This window comes from Bradyrhizobium sp. Kon37, assembly GCF_055807535.1.
The window spans coordinates 190,408-214,467 of the sequence record NZ_JBVVOY010000001.1 but is presented as its reverse complement, the minus strand read 5'-3'; the positions used below and the strand labels follow the sequence as shown (position 1 = coordinate 214,467).

Annotated in this window: 25 protein-coding genes; 8 read left to right on the top strand and 17 right to left on the bottom strand. The window is 64.6% G+C overall.

Going from position 1 to position 24,060, the window contains the following annotated elements:
• Positions 1-2: 2 nt before the first annotated feature.
• The 5 genes from modC to mepA form a co-directional block, all read right to left on the bottom strand.
• Positions 3-665, bottom strand: a complete 663-nt coding sequence (modC, locus tag AC0L3J_RS01115; protein WP_027565845.1) for a molybdenum ABC transporter ATP-binding protein — start codon at positions 663-665, stop codon at positions 3-5.
• Positions 666-667: 2 nt separating this feature from the next.
• Positions 668-1,363, bottom strand: coding sequence for a molybdate ABC transporter permease subunit (gene modB, locus AC0L3J_RS01110; RefSeq protein WP_473345576.1), 696 nt, complete (start codon positions 1,361-1,363; stop codon positions 668-670).
• A 12-nt stretch (positions 1,364-1,375) separates the two neighbouring features.
• Positions 1,376-2,161, bottom strand: coding sequence for a molybdate ABC transporter substrate-binding protein (gene modA, locus AC0L3J_RS01105; protein ID WP_473345575.1), 786 nt, complete (start codon positions 2,159-2,161; stop codon positions 1,376-1,378).
• A 180-nt stretch (positions 2,162-2,341) separates the two neighbouring features.
• Complete coding sequence (locus AC0L3J_RS01100; RefSeq protein WP_473345574.1) at positions 2,342-2,845, bottom strand: hypothetical protein; 504 nt, start codon at positions 2,843-2,845, stop codon at positions 2,342-2,344.
• A 311-nt stretch (positions 2,846-3,156) separates the two neighbouring features.
• Positions 3,157-4,101, bottom strand: coding sequence for a penicillin-insensitive murein endopeptidase (mepA, locus tag AC0L3J_RS01095; RefSeq protein WP_473345573.1), 945 nt, complete (start codon positions 4,099-4,101; stop codon positions 3,157-3,159).
• A 53-nt stretch (positions 4,102-4,154) separates the two neighbouring features.
• Here mepA and AC0L3J_RS01090 point away from each other — a divergent pair, with 53 nt between their 5' ends.
• Together AC0L3J_RS01090 and AC0L3J_RS01085 are read left to right on the top strand one after the other, a co-directional pair.
• On the top strand, positions 4,155-4,406 hold the full coding sequence (locus AC0L3J_RS01090; protein ID WP_473345572.1) for a hypothetical protein: 252 nt from the start codon (positions 4,155-4,157) through the stop codon (positions 4,404-4,406).
• Positions 4,407-4,568: 162 nt separating this feature from the next.
• The gene (locus AC0L3J_RS01085) at positions 4,569-6,725 is read left to right on the top strand and encodes an EAL domain-containing protein (RefSeq protein WP_473346052.1); all 2,157 of its coding nucleotides are present in this window, start codon (positions 4,569-4,571) and stop codon (positions 6,723-6,725) included.
• 44 nt (positions 6,726-6,769) lie between these two features.
• Here AC0L3J_RS01085 and AC0L3J_RS01080 read toward each other — a convergent pair whose 3' ends face one another.
• From AC0L3J_RS01080 to AC0L3J_RS01070, 3 genes are all read right to left on the bottom strand, one after another.
• Entirely contained in the window at positions 6,770-7,513 is a 744-nt protein-coding gene (locus AC0L3J_RS01080; RefSeq protein WP_473345571.1) for a hypothetical protein, read from the bottom strand.
• A 207-nt stretch (positions 7,514-7,720) separates the two neighbouring features.
• The gene (locus AC0L3J_RS01075; protein WP_473345570.1) at positions 7,721-8,875 is read right to left on the bottom strand and encodes an acyl-CoA dehydrogenase family protein; all 1,155 of its coding nucleotides are present in this window, start codon (positions 8,873-8,875) and stop codon (positions 7,721-7,723) included.
• 161 nt (positions 8,876-9,036) lie between these two features.
• Positions 9,037-10,662, bottom strand: coding sequence for an amidase family protein (locus AC0L3J_RS01070; RefSeq protein WP_473345569.1), 1,626 nt, complete (start codon positions 10,660-10,662; stop codon positions 9,037-9,039).
• A gap of 257 nt (positions 10,663-10,919) precedes the next feature.
• Between AC0L3J_RS01070 and AC0L3J_RS01065 the strand changes: the two genes are divergently transcribed.
• On the top strand, positions 10,920-12,320 hold the full coding sequence (locus AC0L3J_RS01065) for a TAXI family TRAP transporter solute-binding subunit (protein ID WP_473346051.1): 1,401 nt from the start codon (positions 10,920-10,922) through the stop codon (positions 12,318-12,320).
• Positions 12,321-12,374: 54 nt separating this feature from the next.
• Here the strand turns inward: AC0L3J_RS01065 and AC0L3J_RS01060 are convergent, their stop codons facing one another.
• On the bottom strand, positions 12,375-12,836 hold the full coding sequence (locus tag AC0L3J_RS01060) for a GNAT family N-acetyltransferase (RefSeq protein WP_473345568.1): 462 nt from the start codon (positions 12,834-12,836) through the stop codon (positions 12,375-12,377).
• Between the two features lie 123 nt (positions 12,837-12,959).
• On the opposite strand from AC0L3J_RS01060, the gene AC0L3J_RS01055 reads away from it, so the two are divergent.
• Positions 12,960-13,133: a hypothetical protein gene (locus tag AC0L3J_RS01055; RefSeq protein WP_473345567.1), complete on the top strand. Its 174-nt coding sequence runs from the start codon at positions 12,960-12,962 to the stop codon at positions 13,131-13,133.
• Positions 13,134-13,147: 14 nt separating this feature from the next.
• Positions 13,148-13,357 carry a hypothetical protein gene (locus tag AC0L3J_RS01050; RefSeq protein ID WP_473345566.1) on the top strand — a complete coding sequence of 70 codons (210 nt, stop codon included), beginning with the start codon at positions 13,148-13,150 and terminating at the stop codon, positions 13,355-13,357.
• A 20-nt stretch (positions 13,358-13,377) separates the two neighbouring features.
• Here AC0L3J_RS01050 and AC0L3J_RS01045 read toward each other — a convergent pair whose 3' ends face one another.
• Positions 13,378-13,701: a response regulator gene (locus AC0L3J_RS01045; RefSeq protein WP_456767282.1), complete on the bottom strand. Its 324-nt coding sequence runs from the start codon at positions 13,699-13,701 to the stop codon at positions 13,378-13,380.
• Positions 13,702-13,882: 181 nt separating this feature from the next.
• Between AC0L3J_RS01045 and AC0L3J_RS01040 the strand changes: the two genes are divergently transcribed.
• Positions 13,883-14,656 carry an SDR family NAD(P)-dependent oxidoreductase gene (locus AC0L3J_RS01040; protein WP_473345565.1) on the top strand — a complete coding sequence of 258 codons (774 nt, stop codon included), beginning with the start codon at positions 13,883-13,885 and terminating at the stop codon, positions 14,654-14,656.
• Positions 14,657-14,785: 129 nt separating this feature from the next.
• Here the strand turns inward: AC0L3J_RS01040 and AC0L3J_RS01035 are convergent, their stop codons facing one another.
• Together AC0L3J_RS01035 and lepA are read right to left on the bottom strand one after the other, a co-directional pair.
• Positions 14,786-15,079: a hypothetical protein gene (locus AC0L3J_RS01035; protein WP_473345564.1), complete on the bottom strand. Its 294-nt coding sequence runs from the start codon at positions 15,077-15,079 to the stop codon at positions 14,786-14,788.
• Positions 15,080-15,297: 218 nt separating this feature from the next.
• On the bottom strand, positions 15,298-17,109 hold the full coding sequence (gene lepA / locus AC0L3J_RS01030) for a translation elongation factor 4 (RefSeq protein WP_007597755.1): 1,812 nt from the start codon (positions 17,107-17,109) through the stop codon (positions 15,298-15,300).
• A 114-nt stretch (positions 17,110-17,223) separates the two neighbouring features.
• On the opposite strand from lepA, the gene AC0L3J_RS01025 reads away from it, so the two are divergent.
• A complete protein-coding gene (locus AC0L3J_RS01025) occupies positions 17,224-18,906 on the top strand; it encodes a glycosyltransferase family 39 protein (RefSeq protein WP_473345563.1) in 1,683 nt (560 codons plus the stop codon).
• 126 nt (positions 18,907-19,032) lie between these two features.
• Here AC0L3J_RS01025 and AC0L3J_RS01020 read toward each other — a convergent pair whose 3' ends face one another.
• The 5 genes from AC0L3J_RS01020 to AC0L3J_RS01000 form a co-directional block, all read right to left on the bottom strand.
• Positions 19,033-19,350: an HPr family phosphocarrier protein gene (locus tag AC0L3J_RS01020; RefSeq protein WP_473345562.1), complete on the bottom strand. Its 318-nt coding sequence runs from the start codon at positions 19,348-19,350 to the stop codon at positions 19,033-19,035.
• On the bottom strand, positions 19,347-19,748 hold the full coding sequence (locus tag AC0L3J_RS01015; RefSeq protein WP_007597752.1) for a PTS sugar transporter subunit IIA: 402 nt from the start codon (positions 19,746-19,748) through the stop codon (positions 19,347-19,349). The genes AC0L3J_RS01020 and AC0L3J_RS01015 overlap by 4 nt, the downstream gene beginning before the upstream one ends.
• A 133-nt stretch (positions 19,749-19,881) precedes the next feature.
• Positions 19,882-20,421, bottom strand: a complete 540-nt coding sequence (locus AC0L3J_RS01010; RefSeq protein ID WP_473345561.1) for an HPr kinase/phosphorylase — start codon at positions 20,419-20,421, stop codon at positions 19,882-19,884.
• Positions 20,418-22,223: a stimulus-sensing domain-containing protein gene (locus tag AC0L3J_RS01005; protein WP_473345559.1), complete on the bottom strand. Its 1,806-nt coding sequence runs from the start codon at positions 22,221-22,223 to the stop codon at positions 20,418-20,420. Before AC0L3J_RS01005 ends, AC0L3J_RS01010 begins: the two co-directional genes overlap by 4 nt.
• 116 nt (positions 22,224-22,339) lie before the next feature.
• Entirely contained in the window at positions 22,340-23,041 is a 702-nt protein-coding gene (locus AC0L3J_RS01000) for a response regulator transcription factor (protein WP_007597749.1), read from the bottom strand.
• A 242-nt stretch (positions 23,042-23,283) separates the two neighbouring features.
• On the opposite strand from AC0L3J_RS01000, the gene AC0L3J_RS00995 reads away from it, so the two are divergent.
• On the top strand, positions 23,284-24,033 hold the full coding sequence (locus tag AC0L3J_RS00995) for a HugZ family pyridoxamine 5'-phosphate oxidase (protein WP_473345557.1): 750 nt from the start codon (positions 23,284-23,286) through the stop codon (positions 24,031-24,033).
• Positions 24,034-24,060: the final 27 nt, after the last annotated feature.

Sequence of the window (24,060 nt, the reverse complement as noted above, 5' to 3'; positions counted from 1 at the left end):
GGCTACGTCAGCACCTTCACCCCGCCGAACGACGTCACGCGGCCCTGTTTCAGCATCACGATCTGCGTCGCGAGCTGGCGCAGCTCGGCGACATCGTGGCTGACATAGACCATGGGGACGTTCGCCTCGTCGCGCAGCCGCACCAGATAGGGCAGGATCTCCAGCTTGCGGCCCTCGTCGAGCGCGCCGAGCGGCTCGTCGAGCAGCAGCAGGCGCGGCCGCGACAGCAGCGCGCGACCGAGCGCGACGCGCTGACGCTCGCCGCCGGAGAGCTTTCCGGGGCGACGCCCCTGCAGCGCGCCGATGTCGAGCAGCTCGATGACGCGCTTGTGCTGCGCCGGGTCGGGCGCGAGGCCGTTCATTCGCCTGCCATAGTCGAGATTTTGCGCGACGTTGAGATGCGGAAACAGCCGCGCATCCTGGAACACATAGCCGATGCGGCGGCGCCAGGTCGGGACATGAATGCCGGCCGCGCTGTCGTCGACGGTCTCGCCGTCGATCACGATGGTGCCGCGGTCGGGCCGCAGCAGCCCCGCGATCATGTTGACCAGCGAGGTCTTGCCGGCGCCCGACGCTCCGAACAGGCCGATGACGCGGCCTTCGCTTTCGAAAGATGCGGACAGCGAGAACTCGCCGAGCTGCTTTTCGATGTCGACGCGCAGCATGGTCAGTTCCCGTGCAGGCGCGCGGTGGCGCGGCGGGCGAACCATTCGGCGGCAATCAGCGCGCCGAGCGCCAGTACGATCGAGACGATCACGAGCCGTCCCGCGGCGGCGTCGCCATCGGGGGTTTGGATCAGCGAATAGATCGCGGACGAAATCGTCTGGGTCTCGCCGGGAATGTTGGAGACGAAGGTGATGGTGGCGCCGAATTCGCCGATCGCTTTGGCAAAGCCAAGCACCATGCCGGCGAGCACGCCGGGCAGCGCCAACGGCAACGTCACCGTGAAGAACACTTTGAAAGGAGTGGCGCCCAGCGTCTCGGCGGCCTGTTCGAGCCGGCGGTCGATCGCCTCGATCGACAACCGCATCGGGCGCACCAGCAGCGGAAACGCCATCAGGCCGCAGGCAAGCGCAGCACCGGTCCAGCGGAAGGCGAAGACGACGCCGAGAGTATCGGCCAGAAAACCGCCGACGAGGCCGCGGCGGCCAAAGGTCAGCAGCAGCAGATAGCCGGTGACGACAGGCGGCAGCACCAGCGGCAGATGCACCAGCGCATCGAGCACCGACTTGCCCCAGAAATCACGCCGCGCGAGCAGCCACGCCAGCGCAATGCCGAACGGCGTTGCCACCAGCGTCGCGATCACGGCAACCCTGAGCGAGAGCAGGATCGCCGTCCATTCGGCGGGAGAGATGTCGAGCATCAAATCGCAAAATCAAGTGGAGGGGCTGATCAGGAACTTGAAACCGTATTTTTCCAGAATGGTCTTGGCGGCGGTCGAGCGCAGGAAGGCGAGATAGTCGCTGGTCTCGCCCTTTGCCGTCGCGGTCGCAGCGACGGGATAGATGATCGCGGGATGCGAATCCGCCGGGAAGGTGCCAATGATCTTCACGCCGGGCTCGACCTTGGCATCGGTGGAATAGACGATGCCGAGATTGGCCTCGCCGCGCGCGACCAGCGTCAGCGCGGCACGCACGCTCTCGGCCATGGCGAATTTCGGCTCCGCGGCCTGCCAGGCGCCGAGCTTTTCCAGCGCCGCCTTGGCGTACTTCCCAACCGGCACCGACTTGACGTCCCCGGTCGCGATCCTGCCGTCGCCGGCGAGCTTTGCGAGATCGAAACCCTGCGCGATCGCGACGTTGTCGAGCTTGGAATCCTTCGGCGCGATCAGCACGATGCTGTTGCCGAGCAGATTGACCCGGGTCGCCTCGTCGATGGTCTTCCTGGAGATCGCGTAGTCCATCCAGTCGGTGTCGGCGGAGACGAACACATCGGCCGGCGCGCCCTGCTCGATCTGCCTGGCGAGCACGGAGCTTGCGGCATAGCTGACGCTGAACTTGACGCCGGTCCTGGCGGTGTAGGCCGCGTCGACCTCGTCGAGCGCGTTCTTCATCGAGGCTGCCGCGAACACGGTGATGGTCTTGTCCTCGGCTCTAGCAGGCGGAAGGCCCGCACCCGCGAGGATCACGAAGGCGGTGAAGAGTCCGGCAATACGAATCATGGATGCGCTCCGTGCGAGATCGCGCGCGCAAGAAGCGCGCGCAGATCCGGCGTTGGTGGGTCTGGGCGACGGGCGGAAGCGCTGTTCCACGGGGTCCCGGCGGCGGCTTACGGCCGGCAGGGATATCGCTGCTCTCGAAGATAGCAGGCCGGGGCCTCAGGTCAAAGGCGACCGTTTGGCTTATTGCGCCGGCAGGATGACGATCGACAGCGAATTGTCCTTCGCGCCGCTGACCTGGAGCACGACGGGCTGGCCCGACAGCTCGTATTTCATGGTCTTGCGGATGCCGTCGCAATCGGTCGCGCCGCTGAAGGCCACGGGCTTGAGGGCATGCCCGTCCTGGACCACGTCGATCCACGCGCCCGAGGACAGGCTGACCGTGTAGAGCCCGGCCTTCGGGGCCTTAATGCCAGTGAAGCCGGCAAACGTGCCGTCCTTTGGCGCGCGCTCCGGGGGCGTCGGCAGTTTGGCCTCCGCGGACTCGACCAGTCCCAGCGTGATGGCCGACGACGGCAATGCGGCCTGCTCGCTTCCCGATGTCATCTTGGCACGGTCGGGCGCAGTCAGCGCGGCGCGGTCGCGCTCGATCGGCCATTTGAACTTGTCGCAGCCGCTGGGTTCTTCGGCAGCGAGGGCCGAGCTCGCGCCGAGCGAAAGCGCGGTGAGGAGGGCGAGGATGCGCATGTCGTATCTCGTCATTGGCCACGCGAAGACGCGGGCTGGCGGTCAGGCTTGTTGAAAGGGATGCGCATCCCGGGAGGGCCGCGGGCTTACGGCACGGCGGCAAGGCGATCGTAGCGCATTTGGGCCGAACGAACTAGCCGTCGGCTCAAACTCCATGCGTCATCCCGGACAAGCGCAGCGAAGCGGAGCGCAGATCCGGGATCCATAGCCACAGCGAGTAGTTTGGCGAAGACTCGTGGTTATCACTTCGCCCCACGACTCCTCCTTGGGGTAATGGGTCCTGGCTTTCGCCAGGACGACAGCAGTGCTGCCTACGGCTTCGCATTGCCCGCGTGCAGCACGGCTTTGCACGCCGCCGGCATCTGCGCCAACGTCATCGGCGGTTTCGGCTTCGGCGGCTCCGGCGGGGGTTTGGGGTGCAGCACGCCGTCGCTGAACCAATAGGCGAGATCGGAGGGCTTGCAGCCTTCGTCGTCGGATTGCGACGGCTGGCCCTCGCAGTCGCTCGCGCCCGCCGGGCAGTGCATGCGGATGTGGAAGTGATAGTCGTGGCCCCACCACGGCCGGATCTTCGATAGCCAGGAGCGGTCGCCCTTGGCCTCGCGGCACAGCGCCTTCTTGATCGCGGCATTGACGAAGATGCGCTGCACCGCCGGCTCCTGCGCCGCGTCGCGCAGCACCAGCACATGGCCCGGCGTGAACACCTTCGGATCGACGTCGAGCCGATCCGGGCGCACCATCATCACCGCCGACATGTCCTCGCGCTCCTCGCGCGACAAGCGATGGTCAGGCATCGGCGTCAGCCAGATGTCGGCATCGAGGCCGATCTGGTGGCTGGCATGGCCGGACAGCGCCGGCCCGCCGCGCGGCTGGGCGATGTCGCCGACCAGGATGCCCGGCCATCCCGCGTCCTTGTGCGCCCTGGCGGCAAGCCTCTTGATCAGCGCGATCATCGCGGGGTGACCGTAGCTGCGATTGCGCGACAACCGCATCACCTGCCAATTGTCGCCGTTGAGCGGCATCTGCTCGGCGCCGCCGATGCAGCCCTTCACATAGGAGCCGATGACGTGCGCCGGTCCGCTCGAGGGAAGCAGCTTGCGCGCGAACAGCTCCTTGGCGCCGATATTGGGATCGTTCGGATTGGCGAGCGGCGGCAGCGGCTTTGGGTTGACGCTGCCCTTGTCCTGGGCCAGCGCGTCGCCGGCGGCCAAGAGCGTCATGACGAGCAGGAGAGGGGCGAGGCGGCGGGGACTCATGTTGACATCCTTATAGCCCAACACCGCGTCAGGGTTAAGGAACAGTCCAGCGGATGAAAGATCGTCTCAACTCGCGGTTCCGCGGCGTCGGCCCGCCGATTTTTAACGGCGCGATAACCCTCTCATGCATTGACCAAAATTCGTGCGCGGCACGCCTGCTCACTCCCTTCTGCATGCAATCGCACGGGATCCCGGAAATGATTCAAGGCGGCGCGCAATTTTGCGCCATCTCGTTCTCCGATGACGACAATGCGATGCGCCTGGAGCGCCCATCGGCACTGCCGCGCCTTGCAAACGGGCAATGAGGGCTGTTTTTTCGAGACTGCCAGACCGTGCGTCCCACCGCCATGCCACCCAAGATTACCTTTTTTTCAGACACTTGCCCCAAGAGTTGCGGTCGCTGGGTGCGACTGGGACGAGTGAAGTTGAGTTTGGGGTTTCGAAAGCCGAAAAAGCGAAAGGGCAGCGTGCTCGGCGGCCTGCACCGGCGCAAGCCGCGCTTTGCGCGCGCCCCTCATCTTCCGTCCGAACGCGACGAAGGTCTGCGCAGCCGTGCCGAGGCCGCGATCGCGGAAGCGCGCAAATCCCATGAGCGCCTGCGCCAGGCCATCGAGATCCTGCCGCAAGGCATCGTGTTTCTAGATGCCGAGGGCCGCTATGTCCTCTGGAACAAGCAATACGCGGAGATCTACAGCAAGACCGCCGATCTGTTCGAGGAAGGCGCGCGCCTCGAGGATACGCTGCGCATCGGCGTCGCCCGCGGCGACTATCCAGAGGCTGCCGGCCACGAGGAAGAATGGATCGCCGAGCGGCTGCAAAAGCTCTATCAGCCCGGCGCGCGCCACGAGCAGAAGCTGGCGGACGGCCGCGTCATCCTGATCGACGAGCGGCTGACCGAGGACGGCGGCGTCGTCGGCCTGCGCGTCGACATCACCGAGTTGAAGCAGCGCGAGGCCTCGTTCCGCCTGCTGTTCGACGGCAATCCCGTCCCCATGATCGTCTGCGCACTAGACGACGAGCGCATCCTCGGCGTCAACGATGCCGCTGTCGCCCATTACGGCTACAGCCGCGCCGACTTCGAGCGGCTGACGATCCGCTCCCTTCAGGCTTTCGACAGTGAGCCGCCATGGACCGCCGCTTCGGCCGGTGAGGAGCAGGCCGGGCGCACTTGGAAGCACGTCAAGGCCGACGGCGCCCTGATCGACCTTGCGATCTATTCGCGCGAATTGACCTATGCCGAGCGGCCCGCGGTGCTGCTCGCGCTGATGGACATCACCGAGCGCAAGCGCGCCGAGGCACGGCTCGCCTTCATGGCCCAGCATGACGGGCTGACCGGTCTGCCAAACCGCAATCTGCTGCGCCAGCAGGTCGACGAGATGCTGCTGCATACGAGGCGCAGTACCGACAAGGTCGCCCTGCTGATGCTGGGGCTCGACAATTTCAAGGCGGTCAACGACACGCTGGGGCACGCGGTCGGCGACAAGCTGCTGCGCGGCGTCGCCAAGCGGCTGCGTTCGGCCTTGCGCGAGGACGACGCGCTGGCGCGTTTGAACTCGGACGAGTTCGCAATCGTGCAGAGCGGCCTGACGCGTCCCGAGGATGCGGTGCTGCTGGCCAAGCGCCTGCTCGAAGCCATCGCCGATCCCTATCTGCTCGACGGCCATTCCGTGGTGATCGGCGCCTCTGTCGGCATCGCGATGGCGCCGGGCGACGGCGACGATTCCGAAAAGCTGCTCAAGAGCGCCGACATGGCGCTGTCGCGCGCCAAGCTGGATGCGCGCGGCTCGTTCGCGTTCTTCGAGGCGGCGCTCGATGCGAAAGCGCAGACCCGCCGCAAGATCGAGGTCGAGCTGCGCGACGCCATCCAGAACGACGTGCTGCGGCCGTACTACCAGCCGCTGATCGACCTCCAGAGCGGCCGCATCACCGGCTTCGAGGCGCTGGTGCGCTGGCCGCATGCCGAGCGCGGCATGGTCTCGCCGGCCGAGTTCATTCCGGTCGCGGAAGAAACCGGGCTGATCAATCCGCTCGGCGGTTTGATGCTGCGCCGGGCCTGCCACGATGCCGCGACCTGGCCGGACGACGTCCGCGTCGCCGTCAACCTGTCGCCGCTCCAGTTCCGCAGCGGCAATCTGCTCTCGGTGGTGACGGATGCGCTGAAGCATTCCGGCCTGCCGCCGCGGCGGCTCGAACTCGAGATCACGGAGACGCTGCTGCTGGAGAAAAGCGCCCAGGTGCTGGCGACATTGCACGCGCTGCGCGCGCTCGGCGTGCGCATCTCGATGGACGATTTCGGCACCGGCTATTCCAGCCTGAGCTATCTGCGCAGCTTCCCGTTCGACAAGATCAAGATCGACCAGTCTTTCGTGCGCGATCTCGGCGCCAACCGCGAGGCCCAGGCGATCATCCGCTCCATCGTCAGCCTCGGCAAAGGCCTCGGCGTCACCATCACCGCCGAAGGCGTCGAGACCGAAGCCGAGCTGAGCTGTCTGCGCACTGAGGGCTGCGACGAAGGCCAGGGCTTTCTGTTCAGCAAGGCCCGGCCGAATGCGGAGATCGTCAGCCTGCTCGCGGCGCAGCGCGGCATCGACGGTGCAGGCGAGGACGCCGCGCTGGTGGCCTAGGCTGCGGGATGCCGGCTTGCGTCTTGAGTTGGGCACAGTTGAATTCAGTGGCCGACAAGTGTTACGGCCTCGGCAGGAGCGGTTTCATGGGACCGCACGAATACGAAGCGGGATGCCGCGGGGATCTGTGCGTCGGCGCTGCCATCCTGGCCGATGAGAATGAGTCCCGCGCCGCCATTGGCTACATTCAAGATGACGGGGGCGCCCTGCCAGGTCCTGATCGGCTCCATTCCGACGATGAGAAATTCGCCGATCGGCTGATCGAAATATTGAAGCCTCAGTTGTGGTCCGACTTCTGCAGCCGCGAGGCCGAAACCCAAGCGTTTGGCGCGCGCATAGATGTCCGCCAGCAACGCCGTGTCGGTTCGAAAGCCCAGTTCGGCAGCCGACACCGTGAAAAGCTCTACGCTCGTTTTCGTGCCGCTAACGGTAAACGTCGGCCGCGCGAGAATTTCGCCGGCCGAGTTTCCGATGCCGCAACCTGCCGCATCCAATGCGTTACTGAGAGCGAAGACATTTGCAAACGTTCCGATCCTGATCGTCTTCCACGCGGGGTGATCGACGGCGGATCTGATCGGGATCTGCGGCCCATCAGAGCGCGCTTGCTTGAGCTTCAGGTGATTCCGCAGGACGTCTCGCGCCGAGCATTGAGCCACAGCTTCGCTCGCAAACAGGAGAGTGCATGCGATGCAAAGGATGGCAACAATGAGAATGCCACCATGGTGCCATCCCGGCGAATGAACCTGAATGGAATGGCAATTGACTTTCCTGCCAGCTGTTCGGCCCATAACGGACCTCTCTTGCGCAAATGCAGCGCGCTAAGAACAATTCGGAATTATCACTTCCATATGGTCGGCGCGGTCACGGCGGAAAAGCCGTCGTTCCTGTAGCTATAGAAATTGGTCCGGCAAAATCTACAAAGGTTCAGCGACAAAGACGCCGGTTGGCGAACTCAATATAGGTCAGCGTGCGTGCACTGTCGCAACTGGTCGACGTCAGCGGTCTCCGGAAAGGATCATCTTACCGACGTCTTCGTAATGCGTGTCGCGTGCCTGGATCTGCTGGGCGATGGCGTGCATGTCGCGAAACCGTCGCTCGAACGGATTGCTGCGGAATACGGCCGTGGCGCCCGCCATGTGGTAGGCGGTGTCGACCACCCTGGCCGACTGGTGAATGGTCCAGGTCGCGGCGAGGCGAACCGAGCTCCGATGCGCCGCGCTGAACGCGCCGGTCGCGCAGAGATCGCGCCACATCGCGCTTGCCGTCGCGTAGAGATAGGCGCGCGCGGCCCGCAGGTCGCCCTCGGTGCGGCCGATCAGGCCCTGGACCGCCGGGTTGTCGCGCATGGTGCTGGTCGCCAGCGACTGATGCTTGCCGCGCGCCAGCGCGATTGCGGCATCCAGCGTCGCGCGCGCCACGCCGAGCGACACCGCGGCAAAGCCGAGGCTGAATGTCGGGCCAGTGCCGATCCTGTAAAGCGGACCCTGCTCGCGCAGCGCGGACGGCACGTCACGAAACGCGGTGAAGCGCTCGGGGACGAACAGGTCGGCGACCTCGTAGGAATCGGTGCCGGTGCCGGCGAGCCCGATCGCCTGCCAGACGTCGTGCAGCACGGCGCTCGCGACCGGAAACAGGATAGTGCGCACCTCCGCCGAGCCGTCGGCATTTTTCCGCGGCGCGCCGTCGGCTCTGACGATGCGGACATGCGCCCCGAGCCAGCTCGCCTGCCGCGAGCCCGAGGCAAAATCCCAGCGGGCGGTGACGCGATAGCCGCCCTCGACCGCCCGCGCCTCATGCGCGATTGCACCCCAGGCGAGGATGCCCGGCGCCGTGTTGAAGATCTCCTGCGCGGTGTCGTGGTCGAGCGACGCTGCGATCATTGCGCAGACGCTGCATTGGCCGAGGCACCAGGCGGTGGAGGCATCCGCTTTCGCGATCTCCTCCAGCATCTGCATGAAGGCTTCCGGCGCAGCTTCAGTGCCGCCAAGGCTTTGCGGCAGCAGCGCGCGGTAGAGCCCGTTCTCGATCAGTGCTGAGACGACGGCCGGCGTCAGCCGCCGCGTCCGCTCGATCTCGTCGGCTTCGCGCGCGATCAGCGGTGCGATGGCCCGTGCCCGCTCGACGAGGCCAAATCCGGGAGTTGCGTTCATGCGCGTTTCCTCGCCCATTCTTGCTGTGAGCGGTAAGGAGGCAATGGTGGTCTATCTGGCGGGGAGGATCAAGCTGGTCCCACCGTCATTCCGCGCCCGCGCCATTTGGCGCGCCGTGGAATGACGGTTCGATCTTCGAGCTCGCGCTGACGCGGGCGATATCACAGCTCGGACAAACCCGGCGGCGGCTTGCGTGCGTTGGTTGCTTGCTCGAAGGCATACGCCAGACGCAGCAGCTTGTGCTCGCTCCAAGGGCGCCCTGCGAAAGTGACGCCGAGCGGATAGTCGGGCGTGTCTTTGCCGTCGTCTGTGCCCGAGACGAAGCCGCCAGGCACCATGACGCCGGGATAACCTGCTTTGGCGGCAATTGCGGCGCCATAGGCGCCGGGGAATAGCACCGCATCGAGCTCGTGCTGGTTCATATAGGCGTCCATTCCGTGCGTCCTGGCGGAGAGCAGGTCCATGTTACGTGCGGACTTGTACTCGGGCTCGCTCAGATCGCCCCTGGTCAAGTCAGCGGCGAGAAAGTGGTCCTGTCCGAAACGGAGCGCTTTGTCGGCGTTCGCTGCGTTGAAGGCCACGATGTCGGCCATGGTCTTGATGTCAGTGTTGGTCGCCCAATCCCTCAGGTAGAGATTGAGACCGTGCTTCATCTCATACAGAAAGACGACCGGCGGTCTTGCGACCGTACCTTTGTGGGCGCTCAGCGGATTGCGGTTGAGCACGGCCATGGTCGTGCCCGGCCCACCGATCCAGCCAAGTGTCGGCATGCTGGCGCGCACGATGACGGCGCCGAGATCCTCCAGCACCTTGATCACCTCGGCCATCAGCTTGGCCGACTTCGGCAGCAGCTTGCCGTAATAGCAATCGTTCAGCGGGTCGGCGGGGTCGCTCGGCACGCCGATGCGCGCGCCCTTCATCGCGTCGGTGACGAGGCCGGCGGTGTAGTCGGCCGGCCGCCGCTGCTCTCGCGTCGCTGGGTCGAGCGGGTCCTTGGCAGCCAGCACATTCAGCAGCATCGCGGCATCGCGCACCGTGCGCGTCATCGGACCGGCGGTGTCCTGGCTGTGCGCAATCGGCAGGATGCCGGCGCGGCTGATCAGCCCGACGGTCGGTTTCACGGTGACGAGGCCGTTCAGGCTGGCGGGGTGCAGCAGCGAGCCTGAGGTCTCGGTGCCAATTGAGGCTGCGCAGAGGCCGGCTGTCACGGCGACCGCCGAACCCGAGCTCGATCCCCCTGGAGACACCACCGGAATCCCGCGATCGTCCATCAGCGCCGGCGCATAGGGGTTCTTCACCTGGCCGCCCAGCGATGAATAGCCCGCGGGCATGTCGATCGCGAGCATGTTGGCGAACTCCATCAGGTTCGCCTTGCCCAGGATCACCGCGCCGGCGCCCCGCAGCAGCTTGACGATGGTGGCGTCATCCCTGGCGCGCGCGCCCTCCAGCGCCAGCGAGCCCGCCGTGGTCGGCTGTTCGTCGCCGGTCGCGATATTGTCCTTCAGCAGGATCGGCACGCCCGCCAGCGGCCGCTGGGCCGACGGCCTCGTGCCGTCGAGCGTGCCCGCGAGCGCATCGGGATTGAGTGCGCGGACCGAGTTGAGTTTAGGCCCGTCGCGGTCATAGACCGCGATGCGGGCAAGATAGAATTCGGCCAGCGCCCTCGCGGTGATCCGTCCGCCGGCCAAGGCATCGATGACGTCGCTCATCGGCGCGTGCGCGAGCGTCTGCATGGTCGACGCCGGCGGCGTCCGTTCAGTCAGGCAAGATCCAGGAAGCTCGGACATGCGCGTTTCCTCGCCCATACTGCCGTGAGCGGTCAATCGCGCGATGGTGATCTATTTGGCGAAGACGATCAAGGTGGTGCGGCGTCAATCCGGCAATCGTTACGTGAAGTGCGGAATCAGAGATGATGGCGCAAGCTCGAAGAGCTCACGCTGGCCCCAAGAAACTATTGGCGCTGCTCGGACATTATCGTTTTCCAGAAGGGCATGATACTCTTCCGAAACAGGCAGCGATTTTGACCTCCAACCGGCAGCGGCAAATGTCCTCGTCTGATGCTCCCATGAAACGCAGTGACGCGGCTCGCCGAGGGCGGAGACAGACGAAGACCCTGCTGCTGATTTTAGCCATCGGATTTCTCGTTTTCGGTGCCGCTGCGGGCACGTTGTATTACGCGCTACGGCCGATAACGCTTCGGATTGCCGTCGGACCGCCGGGAAGCAACGATTACAAAGTGGTCGAGGCGATGACCGAGGCCTTTGCTAACGAGAGCAGGACCGTGAGGCTGTCTCCGATCACGACTGCCGGAGCGGCCGAAGCTCTCGCTCTGCTCGGTGCCGGCAAGGCCGACCTTGCGGTCGGTCGCGGCGATCTGGAAATGCCGGCCGACGCGCAAACAGTCGTCATCTTGCGCAAGAACTTCGTCGTGCTGTGGTCTTCTTCGGGACCGGCGGGCAAGGGCTCCAAGCGAAAGCCGGCGCCGAAAATCAAGGAGGTCGCCGATCTCGCAGGGCACAAGGTGGGGGTGATCGGCGCGACGGCGGCGAACGCCGCGTTGCTGAGAGTCATCCTGAGCGCCGCCGGTGTGGCGCCGGACAAGGTCACGGTCACTCAATTCGGCACGGGCCAGCTCGAGGAACTGGCGCGCGACCCGAGCCTCGACGCCTTCATGGCTGTCGGTCCGCTCGACAGCAAGATAACCGCCGACGCGGTCGCCGCGACCGCCCGGGCGCGTGGCGAGCCGAAATTTCTCGCGATCGACGCATCGGAAGCCATCGCCTTGAAGCATCCGCGTTATGAATCGGAGGAAATTCCGCCAAGCATTTTCAATGCGAATCCAGCCTGGCCCGATGACAAGGTGGAGACTGTCAGCGTCAGCCATTTGATTGTCGCACGGAATGCCTTGTCCGAAACGACAGTGGCGGCGTTTTACCGCCAGCAATTCGCCCTCCGCCAGGCGATTGCGAGGCAAGTGCCTGGCGCTGCGCAAATCACCAAGCCGGACACCGAGAAAGAAGCCGAGCTGCCGGTACACCGGGGAGCGGCGGCCGTGATCGACGGCACTGAGCGCACCTTCCTCGACAGATACGGCGACTATTTCTGGTTTGCGCTCCTGCTTCTCTCCGGCATTGGTTCGGCCGGCGCCTGGCTGCGTCAATACCTAAATCGGGATGAAAGGGACGAGAACACCAGCCATCGCAACAGGATTCTGGCGCTGGTTTCCAAGGTGCGCACTGCGGAGTTCGACCACGAACTATTGGCCATGCAGCAGGAGGTCGATGCTATCATCGAGGAAACGCTTGGCTGCTACGATGACGGCGCCATCGAGGAGGAGGAGCTGGCAGCCTTCGGCCTGGTGCTCGAACTGTTTAATCATGCCGTCGTCGAGAGGCGCGCGGCGTTGCAGCCGGCTCCGTTGAACGTGCTCGCCGCGCGGCGCTAGGCGATACGATAAGCCCTGAGGCTGCTGAATCCCAGAGAACAGCCCCAGCCGGATCTAGATCGGATCCTTTAGCAGGCGCTCCATGATGGTCGTGCGTTCGTCGCCATGATAGCTGTCGTGCACCGCTTTGAACCCGAGCCGCGCGTAGAAAGTCTCGGCGGTGACGGAAGAAGGGACGGTCAACGAAGCAATGTTTCGTGCGCGCGCCGTGCGCTCGATCTCGGCCATCAGCAGCTTGCCGATGCCGCGTGCTTGAACGTGTGGAGCGACGAACACCGTGCGGACTACGCACCCGTCGAGGCTCGCAGTTCCAACGACGCGGCCGCGGATGGTGGCGACGAACACGGTGCGTTGTCCGATTAACTGCCGCACGGCCTCCGGGCTGAAGCTGCGCACGATCCTTTCGATGATCTCGTTCGTATAATCCTTCGCGTTCGTTTCCCGCAGTGCACGCGCGATGACAGCACTGATATGGGCGGCGTCATCTCGAAGTGCGGGTCGGATTGCGCATTCCATGGGTCGCTCCAGCTGCGCGCGCTTTCTGAATTATCCATTCTACACCAAACCGCGACAGCATTGGTTCCATGAAAAGGAACGGTCATCAGCTCAAGGCGTTTGAGGTAGCGAAAGGACACTTGCATGACCGAGAAATTCAATCCGGCTCCGCCGGACAAGAACGCGGAGGATCTCAAGCGGGGCATCCGACGCGACAAGGCCAAGGACGACGAGTTGGAAAAGGGCTTGAAGGACAGTTTCCCGGCGTCTGACCCGGTGAGCAGCACCCAGGCCTCCAAGGCAACCCCGGACGCATGAAGGAGGGATAGATTATGGGCCTCGCAGCCTATGACATTGTTGGCAGGGACGGTGCCTGGCACGTCGATCACGATGGCGAAATCCGGAACACGTACCAGACCAAGGAAGCCGCTTTCGAGGCGGCTGTGGCCGCGGCATCGCTCGCCATGCGGCAGGGTCACTCCGTCCGGCTGACGGTGCCGGAGAGCGAGAACGCCGTTGGCGCGGCAAATTCGGGCGGATGACCTCCGAGAGCATCCTGGTTCTACACGGCCGCCAGCAAATGGGCGGGCGCAAACGGCTTGCGCAAAAAAATCGTGTTGGGCGGCAGCGGCGCCATCACCGTCCCGGACATCAGCACGATGTTGAGCCCGGGATGAGCGCTGCGCGCGTACTCTGCGAGCTCGAGCCCGGTCATTCTCCCCGCGAGGTTGTGATCGGTGATGAGCGCCCGTAGCTCCGTGCCCGTCGACGCCACGATAAGCTCCGCCGCTTCTGCGGTGGCACATTCGACGACTTCGAACCCTTCGTCCTTGAGAAGGTCAGATAGAACTTCGCGCTGGAGCGAGTCGTCCTCGACCAGCAGCATGACGTAATTCGACATGCGGTCATTCCCAACTTATCGAATGTTAATGCGCATCCTGGAAGATTGTTCGGTTGTGATGTCTTCGTTCGGCGCTCCTTGCGCCACGGCATGATCAGTCGAACATGTTGCATTCTCCTTGAGGTTTCGAGGCAGGCGCCGAAGCGGGGATCGAACAGGAGTGGCCATGGCAATCGTCTTCATCACGGGCAGCACGGACGGTCTGGGCCGCGCAGCTGCCCAGTCTCTCCTCGAACAGGGCCACCAAGTCGTCCTGCACGCACGATCGGCGGAACGTGCGGCGGCAATCGCCGGGCTTGAATCGCATTCCGCACGGGTCGTGATCGGCGACCTCAAGAGCGCCGCCCAGACGAGGCACGTGGCAGACCAGGTCAACGCAATCGGACGAATGGACGCGGTCATCCACAACGCCGGGGTCTATACCGAGCGCAGCCGCGGCCCGACCCCCGAAGGCCACGCCTCCACCCTGGCGGTCAACACGCTGGCGCCCTATTTGCTCACTGCCCTGATGAAGCGCCCCGATCGGCTGGTGTATCTCAGCAGCGGACTCCATCGCGGCGGAGAGGGATCGCTAGGCGATCTCGACTGGACCAGGCGAACCTGGGATCCGGCCAAGGCGTATGCGGAGAGCAAGCTGCACGTGGTTGCACTGGCCTTTGCCTTGGCGCGGCGTTGGCCGCAGGTGCTGAGCAACGCCGTCGATCCCGGCTGGGTCCGCACCAAAATGGGCGGTGCCGGCGCGCCGGTCGGCGTGGCCACCGGACAACGGACGCAGACCTGGCTCGCGGTCAGCGATGATCCCGCCGCCCTGGTCAGCGGTCGCTACTGGCACGACCTCCGGCAACAAGAGCCGGCCCACGAAGCGACCGATCCCGATTTTCAGGAGCGGCTTCTCGACAGGCTGAGCGAGTTGACAGGGGTGATGTTGCCTCCGGCGTAGGAGCAATTCGCCTGAAGGCCTACGAGCTACGAGCTGATCGTGCGTTGGTCCAAATGACCGGAATGTGCACCGATACCTTGTCGAGCCGGTGTTTCCTCCAATCGCACCGAAGACCTCGCGTGAGGTCCGTCAGACGTCCGCCATCGGAAACACTTCCAGCTTGGCTGCTGATTTTTCCAGCAACGAGGCTTGAGCTGTCCGCCGAGGGTCATTCCGATAGTTTTGAAAGTCCTGATCGGATGCGAAGCTGACGATGTGCATCTCGATGGTGCCATCAGGATTTCGAAGCCGACGGTCCAGACGTCCATTGAACTCGGGCAAGAGCGGCAGAACCGCATCCTCGTAGGCTCGAAAGTCCGCGACACCTTCTGCCGGTATTCGGGCCATGAGTACGAGCGTGATTGGGCTGGTTTGATGGGACATCGCGGCCTGTCGATCGCATCGCTGCCATGATGCCATCATGCCCCTGTTTTGCCCGACGAGTCAAACAGGTTTCGTAAAATCGGAAGCTCGAAAAAACCCAATGCCGACAAAGGGCCGGCTACTGTGCATGGGGTTGTTTTCGCGTTTTTTATTATCCGGCCCTAAAGCTCCCGAACCGGATCTGTGTCGTCTCGCTCGAGCCGGGCGAGGCGCTCGCCTCAGCTATCCACCTTCAGCGCGGCAATGAAGGCTTCCTGCGGGATGTCGACCTTGCCGAACTGCCGCATCTTCTTCTTGCCTTCCTTCTGCTTCTCCAGAAGTTTGCGCTTACGCGTGATGTCGCCGCCGTAGCACTTTGCGGTGACGTCCTTGCGCAACGCGCGCACCGTCTCGCGCGCGATCACCTTGCCGCCGATCGCCGCCTGGATCGGGATCTGGAACATGTGCGGCGGGATCAAGTCCTTCATCTTCTCGACCATGGCGCGGCCGCGCCCCTCCGCGCGGGTGCGATGGACCAGCATCGAGAGCGCGTCGACCGGCTCGTTGTTGACGAGAATCTGCATCTTCACCAGATCGGCCGGCTTGTAGTCGGTGAGATGATAGTCGAACGAGGCGTAGCCCTTGGAGACCGACTTGAGGCGGTCGTAGAAGTCGAACACGACCTCGTTGAGCGGCAGATCGTATTTCACCATGGCGCGGGAGCCGACATAGGTCAGCTCCTTCTGCACGCCGCGGCGGTCCTGGCACAGCTTGAGCACGCTGCCGAGATATTCGTCCGGCGTGAGGATCGTGGCCTCAATCCAGGGCTCCTGGATCTCCGCGATCTTGACCACGTCAGGCATGTCGACAGGATTGTGAATCGAGATTTCCTGCCCGTCAGTGAGGCTCATCTTGTAGATCACGCTCGGCGCGGTCGCGATCAGGTTGAGATCGAATTCGCGCGACAGACGCTCCTGGATGATCTCCAGATGCAACAGCCCGAGGAAGCCGCAGCGGAAGCCGAAGCCGAGTGCGGCCGAGGTCTCCATCTCGTAGGAGAAGCTGGCATCGTTGAGGCGCAGCTTGCCCATCGCCGCGCGCAAGGTCTCGAAGTCGTCGGCGTCGGCGGGGAACAGGCCGCAGAACACCACGGGAATGGCCGGCTTGAAGCCCGCCAGCATCTCGGTGACCGGCTTCTTGTCGTCGGTGATGGTGTCGCCGACGCGGGTATCGGCCACTTCCTTGATCGCGGCGGTGATGAAGCCGATCTCGCCGGGGCCGAGCTCGTCGACCTGCGTCATCTTCGGGGTGAAGAAGCCGACGCGCTCGATGTCATAGGCCGCGCCCGTGCCCATCATGCGGACCCGGCTGCCCTTCTTCATGACGCCGTCGACGACGCGGATCAGCACCACCACGCCGAGATAGACGTCGTACCAGCTGTCGACCAGCAACGCCTTCAGCGTCGCCTCGCGGTCGCCCTTCGGCGGCGGCAGGCGGGTGACGATCGCCTCCAGCACATCGGGCACGCCGAGGCCGGTCTTGGCCGAGATCATCACGGACTCGGAGGCGTCGATGCCGATGACGTCCTCGATCTGCTGCTTGACCTTCTCCGGCTCTGCGGCGGGAAGGTCGACCTTGTTCAGGACCGGAACGATCTCATGCCCCGCATCGAGCGCGTGGTAGACGTTGGCGAGCGTCTGTGCCTCCACGCCCTGGCTGGCGTCGACCACCAGCAGGGAACCCTCGCAGGCCGCCAGCGACCGCGAGACTTCGTAGGCGAAGTCGACATGGCCGGGCGTGTCCATCAGGTTGAAGATGTAATCCTTGCCGTCCTTGGCGCGGTAGGCGAGGCGCACCGTCTGCGCCTTGATGGTGATGCCGCGCTCGCGCTCGATATCCATGGAATCGAGCACCTGCTCCTTGCCCGCCATTTCCCGGTCGGTGAGGCCGCCGGTCATCTGGATCAGGCGGTCGGCCAGCGTCGATTTGCCATGGTCGATATGGGCGACGATGGAGAAATTGCGGATGTTGGAAATGGGGACGGTCGTCATGGGCGCGGGATACCACTCACACCCCCGTGCGGCAACCATATTGCTGTAATTTCAGGGCCTTTGTTCACGCCAAGCTGATCCCACGAAGGCCCGAAACGCGCTACGCAACGGCTCATGTCAACCACCTCGATCCCGTCCGCCCGAGCCCGCGCGAAGACCCGGGTGAGCTATGCCCGCTTTCGGGCCTGGCTGGTTGCCAGCGCGACCCGCCCCGAGGCACGCCTGTGGCTGGTGATCCAGCTCGCCATCCTGCATGCGGTGCTCTGGACCTTCATCCTGATCAATCTGAAGGCAGCGCAGGACGTTCACATGGACGTCGCGGAAGCCTGGGGCTGGGGCCAGAAATTCCTCTGGGGCTATGGCAAGCACCCGCCGCTGTCGGGCTGGGTCGCCGGCCTCTGGTTCACGATGTTCCCGCCGACGGACTGGGCGACCTATGCGCTGGCGATGGCGACCGTCGGCACCGGTATGGTGATCTGCTGGCTCATCGCGCTGCGCGTCGTGGATGCGCGGCGCGCATTCCTGGTCGTGGTGATGGTCGCGCTCTACCCGATCTTCAATTTCAAGGGCTTCAAGTACAATCCCGACCTGCTCCAGCTCGTCACCTTGCCGCTCCTCGTGCTCGCTTATCTCAATGCGTTCGAGAAGCGGAGCTGGCAATCCGGAGTCTTGCTCGGACTTGCCGGCGCGCTGGCGCTGATGACCAAATATTGGGTGCTGACCATGATCGGCGCCATCGGGCTTGCCGCGCTGATCCATCCGGAGCGAATGAGGTTCCTGTCGTCGCCGGCGCCGTGGGTTGCGATCGCGACGATGGCGGCGGCGATGATCCCGCACATCGTCTGGCTGGCGCACGCGCATTTCTTGCCGCTGACGTATGCGGGCGACACCTACAGCCTCGAGGACAGCGGCCAGGTGCATCAGCTCGTGGCCGGCTATGCCTTGCACAATGTCGCGCTGCTGGCATTGCCGGTGGCGCTGGCCGCGCTGGCGATGGCGCTGGTGCCGCCTTGGTTAAGGCTGCTCCTGCGTTCGCCCTTGCGCATCGTCACGCGGGCCTGGGCCCGAGGCGCGAATGCGAGCGTGAACCTTTCGCAGGCGCGCAACGTCTGGATTATCCAGATCATCGTCGCGGTCGGCCCCGCGCTCGGCGCGCTGGCCTTCAGCATCTACATGAAGACCGATTGGGGCATCTCGCTGTTCTTCCTGGTGCCGCTCGCGCTGGTCGCGATTCCGGCGTTGCGGGTGCAGAGTGCTGCGCTGTTCAACATTGTCGCGATCTGGCTCGTGCTCAGCGTCGCCACGCTCGCTGCCTCGCCCTGGATCGCCGCGCGCGAGATGGCGGCCAATGCCGGCAACACGGCGACTTACGGCGCGCGCTCGGATCTCGCGCGCGAGCTGACGCAGGCCTGGCACGCGCGCTTCGCCTCACGCTGGGCGGTCGTCGCCGGCACCATGGAGTCGATCCAGCCGATGGTGTTCTACAGCCCGGATCATCCGGCCGCGTTCACGCCGCTCGAAGCCTGGGGGTCCGGGCTGATTTCGCCCGATGACGTCAAGCGATACGGCTTCATCGGCGTGTTCGATCCGACCGACGGCCGCCTGCCGGCGTTCGAGAAATGGGTGTCCGAGGTTGCGCCGAACGCCGAGCGCATCGTGATGACGACGCGCCGCTTCACCCACGGCAAGGCCGGTCCATCGATGAGCTGGAACATCTATATTGCGCCGCCGGGAATTGACCTTCTTACCTCTCCCCGCTTGCGGGGAGAGGTCGGATCGCTCTTGCGATCCGGGTGAGGGGGTACAGGTCCCTCGACAATCTCACGTGTGGAGAGAGGCCCCTCACCCCAACCCTCTCAGCGCGAGCGAAGCTCGTCGCGGCCCCGTAAGAACGGGGCGAGGGAGCGCAGCCGAGCGCGTGGCCTAAGTCCCTTCCTCGTTGAATTTGCTTTCAACGAGTTCGGTGATCGCCGCGAGCGCGGCTTCGGCATCGTCGCCGGAGGCGGCGACGGTGATGGTGGTGCCGGGACCGGCGGCGAGCATCATCAGGCCCATGATCGAGGTGCCGCCGACGGTTTCACCGCCGCGCGTCACCCAGACCTGCGCGCTGAAGCGCTCGACGGCCTGGACGAACTTGGCGGAGGCCCGCGCGTGCAGGCCGCGCTTGTTGATGATCAGGAGGTCCTTGGAGATCGCGCCCGCGGGCACGCCCGTCCCGGCTTGAGGCGCCTCGTCGCTCATTTGCCGGCGAGGACGCGGCTGGCGATGGTGACGTATTTGCGGCCGGCTTCCTGGGCCATCGCGATCGCGTCGGGTAGCGGACGCTCCTCGCGCACCTTGGCGAGCTTCACCAGCATGGGAAGGTTGATGCCCGCGAGCACTTCGACCTTCGGCCGGCTCATGCAGGATATTGCCAAATTGGACGGCGTGCCGCCGAACATGTCGGTGAGGATCGCGACGCCGTCGCCGGAATCGACGCGGTTAACCGCCTCGATGATGTCGCTTCGACAGAGATCGGAATCATCTTCGGCGCCGATCGTGATCGCTTCGATTTGCTTTTGTGGGCCCATGACATGTTCAAGCGCTGCCTTGAATTCGTCGGCAAGGCGCCCGTGGGTCACAAGTACTAGACCAATCATCGGAAAACTCCTCGCGGGCGCTTTTGGTGCACCGCACGAACGCGCCACTTTGACCATCCAGAGCCCCCGCGCAAGAGGGGATGTTGCGTATCTCCCTGAATCTAGACGGATGGATAAGGGGAGCTGCGCCGGTCTATTCGGTCGCGAGTGTGGGGTTCATATGGTTACCATTTCCCTTCAAACAATCGCCTGAAGGGTTAACGGAAGATGAACTCTTGGTAGTGGTCAAGGCCGCAACAACCAGAGGAAGGGGCGAATAGTCGCGGCCGATGGGGATTCGCGGTATTTCGACACCTAAAATGACTGTTTTCAGGGATTCGGCCGGCGGCAGCCGCTCCGCATCCGCGGCGTCCAGATCGACCACGAGGCCGACGGTCGCATGCTCCACAAAGTCGCAGCGGCGGATTCCGAGCCCCCGGATCTCGATCAGGCCGGCCAGGACCGGAGCGGGGCGGACCTCAATTTCGCGGCCGAGTGTCGCCAGATGGACACGGTCATCCCCGACCAGAACGGCCCTTTCGAGCACGCCGCTACGCCCCGCCATGATCAAATCGAAGGCAAGGCGCGACTTGCCGGAGCCCGAGGGCCCGCGGATCAGCACCGCCAGATCTCCAACCTTGACCGCCGAGGCGTGAACGCTGGGGCCGCCTTCGTCCGAGCTGCCTTGGCTCATAGCGCCGGCAGCCTCACCACGAAGCGCGCGCCGACAACAACAGGCGCTCCGTCCTCGTCCGGCGGGCCGGGACGGTTCTCCGCCCAGATGCGTCCGCCATGCGCGTCGACGATCTGCTTGGAGATCGACAGGCCGAGGCCGGAGTTCTGACCAAAGCCCTGATGAGGGCGGTCGGTGTAGAAGCGCTCGAAGATGCGCTCCAGCGCGTCGTCGCGGATTCCGGGCCCGTCGTCGTCGACCACGATCTCGATCTCGCCGCGCACGCGGCGGCAGGTGAGGCGCACCTTGTTGCCGGGCTCGGAGAAGGATTGTGCGTTCGAGAGCAGGTTGGAGACCACCTGTCCGAGCCGCGAATCGTGACCGGTCACGGCGAAACTGTCGGTCGGGCCGCGGCCCTCGAAACGCATTTCGACCGCGACGTCATGGCCGAGCTTGGTTTCATTGGCGACGGAGACGAGCGTCGTCAGCAGGCGGCGCAGATCGACCGGGATCGCATCCTGGCGCTGCAGTTCGGCATCGAGACGGCTGGCGTCGGAGATGTCCGAGATCAGCCGGTCGAGCCGCTTGACGTCATGCTCGATCACCTCGAGCAGCCGCGCGCGGCTGTTCTCGTTGCGCGCCAGCGGCAACGTTTCGACCGCGGAGCGCAAAGAGGTCAACGGGTTCTTCAATTCGTGCGCGACGTCGGCGGCGAACATCTCGATCGCTTCGATGCGGCTGTAGAGTGCACTGGTCATGTCGCGCAGCGCACCGGAGAGATGGCCGATCTCGTCGCGACGACGGGTGAAGTCGGGAATCTCGACCCGGGTCCTGATGCGGCGGCGGATCAGCTCGGCGCTGTCTGCGAGCCGGCGGACCGGACCTGCGATCGTGCTGGCGAGCAGCAGCGACAGCATGATCATGACCGCGGCGGCGACGCCGCCCACCTTGAGGATCGCGAGGCGTTCGGCGGTGACCATCTGGTCGATGTCGTCGCCCTGCGTCGACAGCATCAGCGCGCCGTGGATGGCGCGCGAGCGCAGCACGGGGACCGCGACAGAGACGATCACCTCTCCGCGCGCATTGACCCGCACCATCGAGCGCTTCTGGCCCTGGAGCGCATCGCCCACCTCCGCATAGCCATTGCCGTTCTCGGGGCCGAGCTCGCGATAGAGCGGCAGGTCGCCGCGATTGAGCCAGGTGCGGACCGCGACCATGCCGCGTTCGACCATGCCCGGCTTCTCGGCGGCGACCGAGGGCAGGGGGAAGCGCACCACGGTATCGAGACTGCGGCTGTCGACCAGCAGACTGCCGTTCGGGTCATAGATGCGGGCGCGCGTCTTGGTCGGCGAGATCAGCGTGCGCAGCACCGGCGCCACGCGCTCCGGATTGATCGGAAAATCCAGCGGGGAATACTCGTCCGAGCCGCCATAGGTCTCGCCCGGCTTGAGGTCGAGCAACCGGTCGGGGTCGATGGTGATGGCGTTGGTCTGCACCGTCGCGGAGGCCGCGATCGCGCCGGCGATGATCTCCGCCTGCACCAGCAGGCTCTGCGCGCGCGCGTCGATCAAACCGGCGCGGAATTGCGAGAGATAGAGGATGCTCGCGACCAGCGCGACGAGGCCGGCGAGGTTGAGCGAAACGATGCGGCGGGTCAGGCTCGAAAAAGACAGCGCGAAGAAGAATTGCCCGGCGCGCTTCAGCCAGTTCAGCGGACGCCAGCCCCGCACGGCCGGCTTGTCCTCGGCCAATTGATCCGGAGCGCCGTGGGCGGTGAGGTCCTCGGCGTTCTGGTTCTCGTCAGGCTGCGTTCGGTCAAGCAATGCTCACGCCCGCGTTAGGACAGCTCGTGCGAAGGTCCCCGCATCCTAGAGCCATCCCGGTGCCGATGGAATCAGAACCGGCGATGCTCTCGGTCTTTCGTGGAGGCGCGTGCGCCTCAGGCTTCCTTGAAGCGGTAGCCGACGCCGTAGAGCGTCTCGATCATCTCGAACTCGTTGTCGACGACCTTGAACTTCTTGCGCAGCCGCTTGATGTGGCTGTCGATGGTGCGGTCGTCGACATAGACCTGGTCGTCATAGGCGGCGTCCATCAGCGCGTTGCGGCTCTTCACCACGCCGGGCCGGGTCGCGAGCGCCTGCAGGATCAGGAATTCGGTGACGGTCAGGGTCACCGGCTCGTTCTTCCAGGTGCAAGTGTGCCGTTCAGGATCCATGCGCAGCAGGCCGCGGTCGAGCGCCTTGGCGTCGTTCTCCTTCGGCGTGACGGTCGGGTCCTTCGGCGCCGAGCGGCGCAGCACCGCCTTGACGCGCTCGACCAGCAGGCGCTGCGAGAACGGTTTGCGGATGAAGTCGTCGGCGCCCATCTTGAGGCCGAACAGCTCGTCGATCTCTTCGTCCTTGGAGGTCAGGAAGATCACGGGCAGGTCGGATTTCTGCCGCAGCCGGCGCAACGTCTCCATGCCGTCCATGCGCGGCATCTTGATGTCGAGGATGGCAAGATCGGGCTGGGTGGTGCGGAAACCGTCGAGCGCGGAGGCGCCGTCGGTATAGGTCATGATGCGATAGCCTTCGGCCTCCAGCGCGATCGAGACGGATGTGAGAATGTTGCGGTCGTCGTCGACCAAAGCGATTGTGGGCATGAGCCTCTGCTTTCTGCTTTCCGTTTGGGTCGTGGCTTGAAAACGGCGAGCAATCCACTGATGCGCCGCATACATGGGTGCCGATGTTGGCATTCGAACCTTGTCACCGAGCAATGCAAGCTAGGCTGAAGTGTGACCAAGTTCCACGAAACACGGCAGATTCGCCGCATCTCGACCCATAACCGGGCCCCGGTTTACCCGAAAAAAGGCCCTCCATGCAACCACCTGACCCGAGAAAGCCGATGCAACCGACCCTCGATTTCGACCCCGGAAAGCTGGCCAAATCGCTGCTGCGGCGGTCACGGCAGGGGGCATTGGCGACGTTGATGGCCGGCAGCGGCGATCCCTATTGCTCCCTGGTCAATCTGGCGAGCCATCCGGATGGCTCTCCGATCCTGCTGATCTCGGGATTGGCCGTGCACACCAGGAACATCCTGGCCGACAGCCGGGTGTCCCTGATGCTGGACGAGCGCGCGGCGGGCGATCCGCTGGAAGGTGCCCGAATCATGCTGTCCGGCCATGCTGAGCCGGCCGACGCGGACAAGGACCTGCTCCGGCGACGGTATCTCAATGCCCATCCCTCAGCGGAGGCCTTTGTTTCCTTTAAGGATTTCTCCTTCTTCCGGATTCGGCCCACGGGAACTCATCTGGTCGCCGGCTTCGGTCGGATCGTCGACCTCGAGCCAGAGCAATTCCTCACGGACCTCACGGGGGCCGAGGACTTGCTGGCGGCGGAGGAGGGGGCGGTGGAGCACATGAATGCCGACCACCGCGAGGCCATGAGCCTCTATGCAACAAAACTGCTGGGCGCTGCCGCGGGCGACTGGCGCTGCACCGGCTGCGATCCGGAGGGCTTGGACATGCAGGACGGCCAGACCGCCTTGCGGCTGGACTTCCCGGAGCGGGTTACTGATGGCACCGCGCTGCGCAAGATGCTGGTTCGCCTCGCCGGCGAAGCGCGCACCAGGATGGACCAGAGCGCTACACATTGAACGCTGCTGCCCATCGCCGCGACCCAA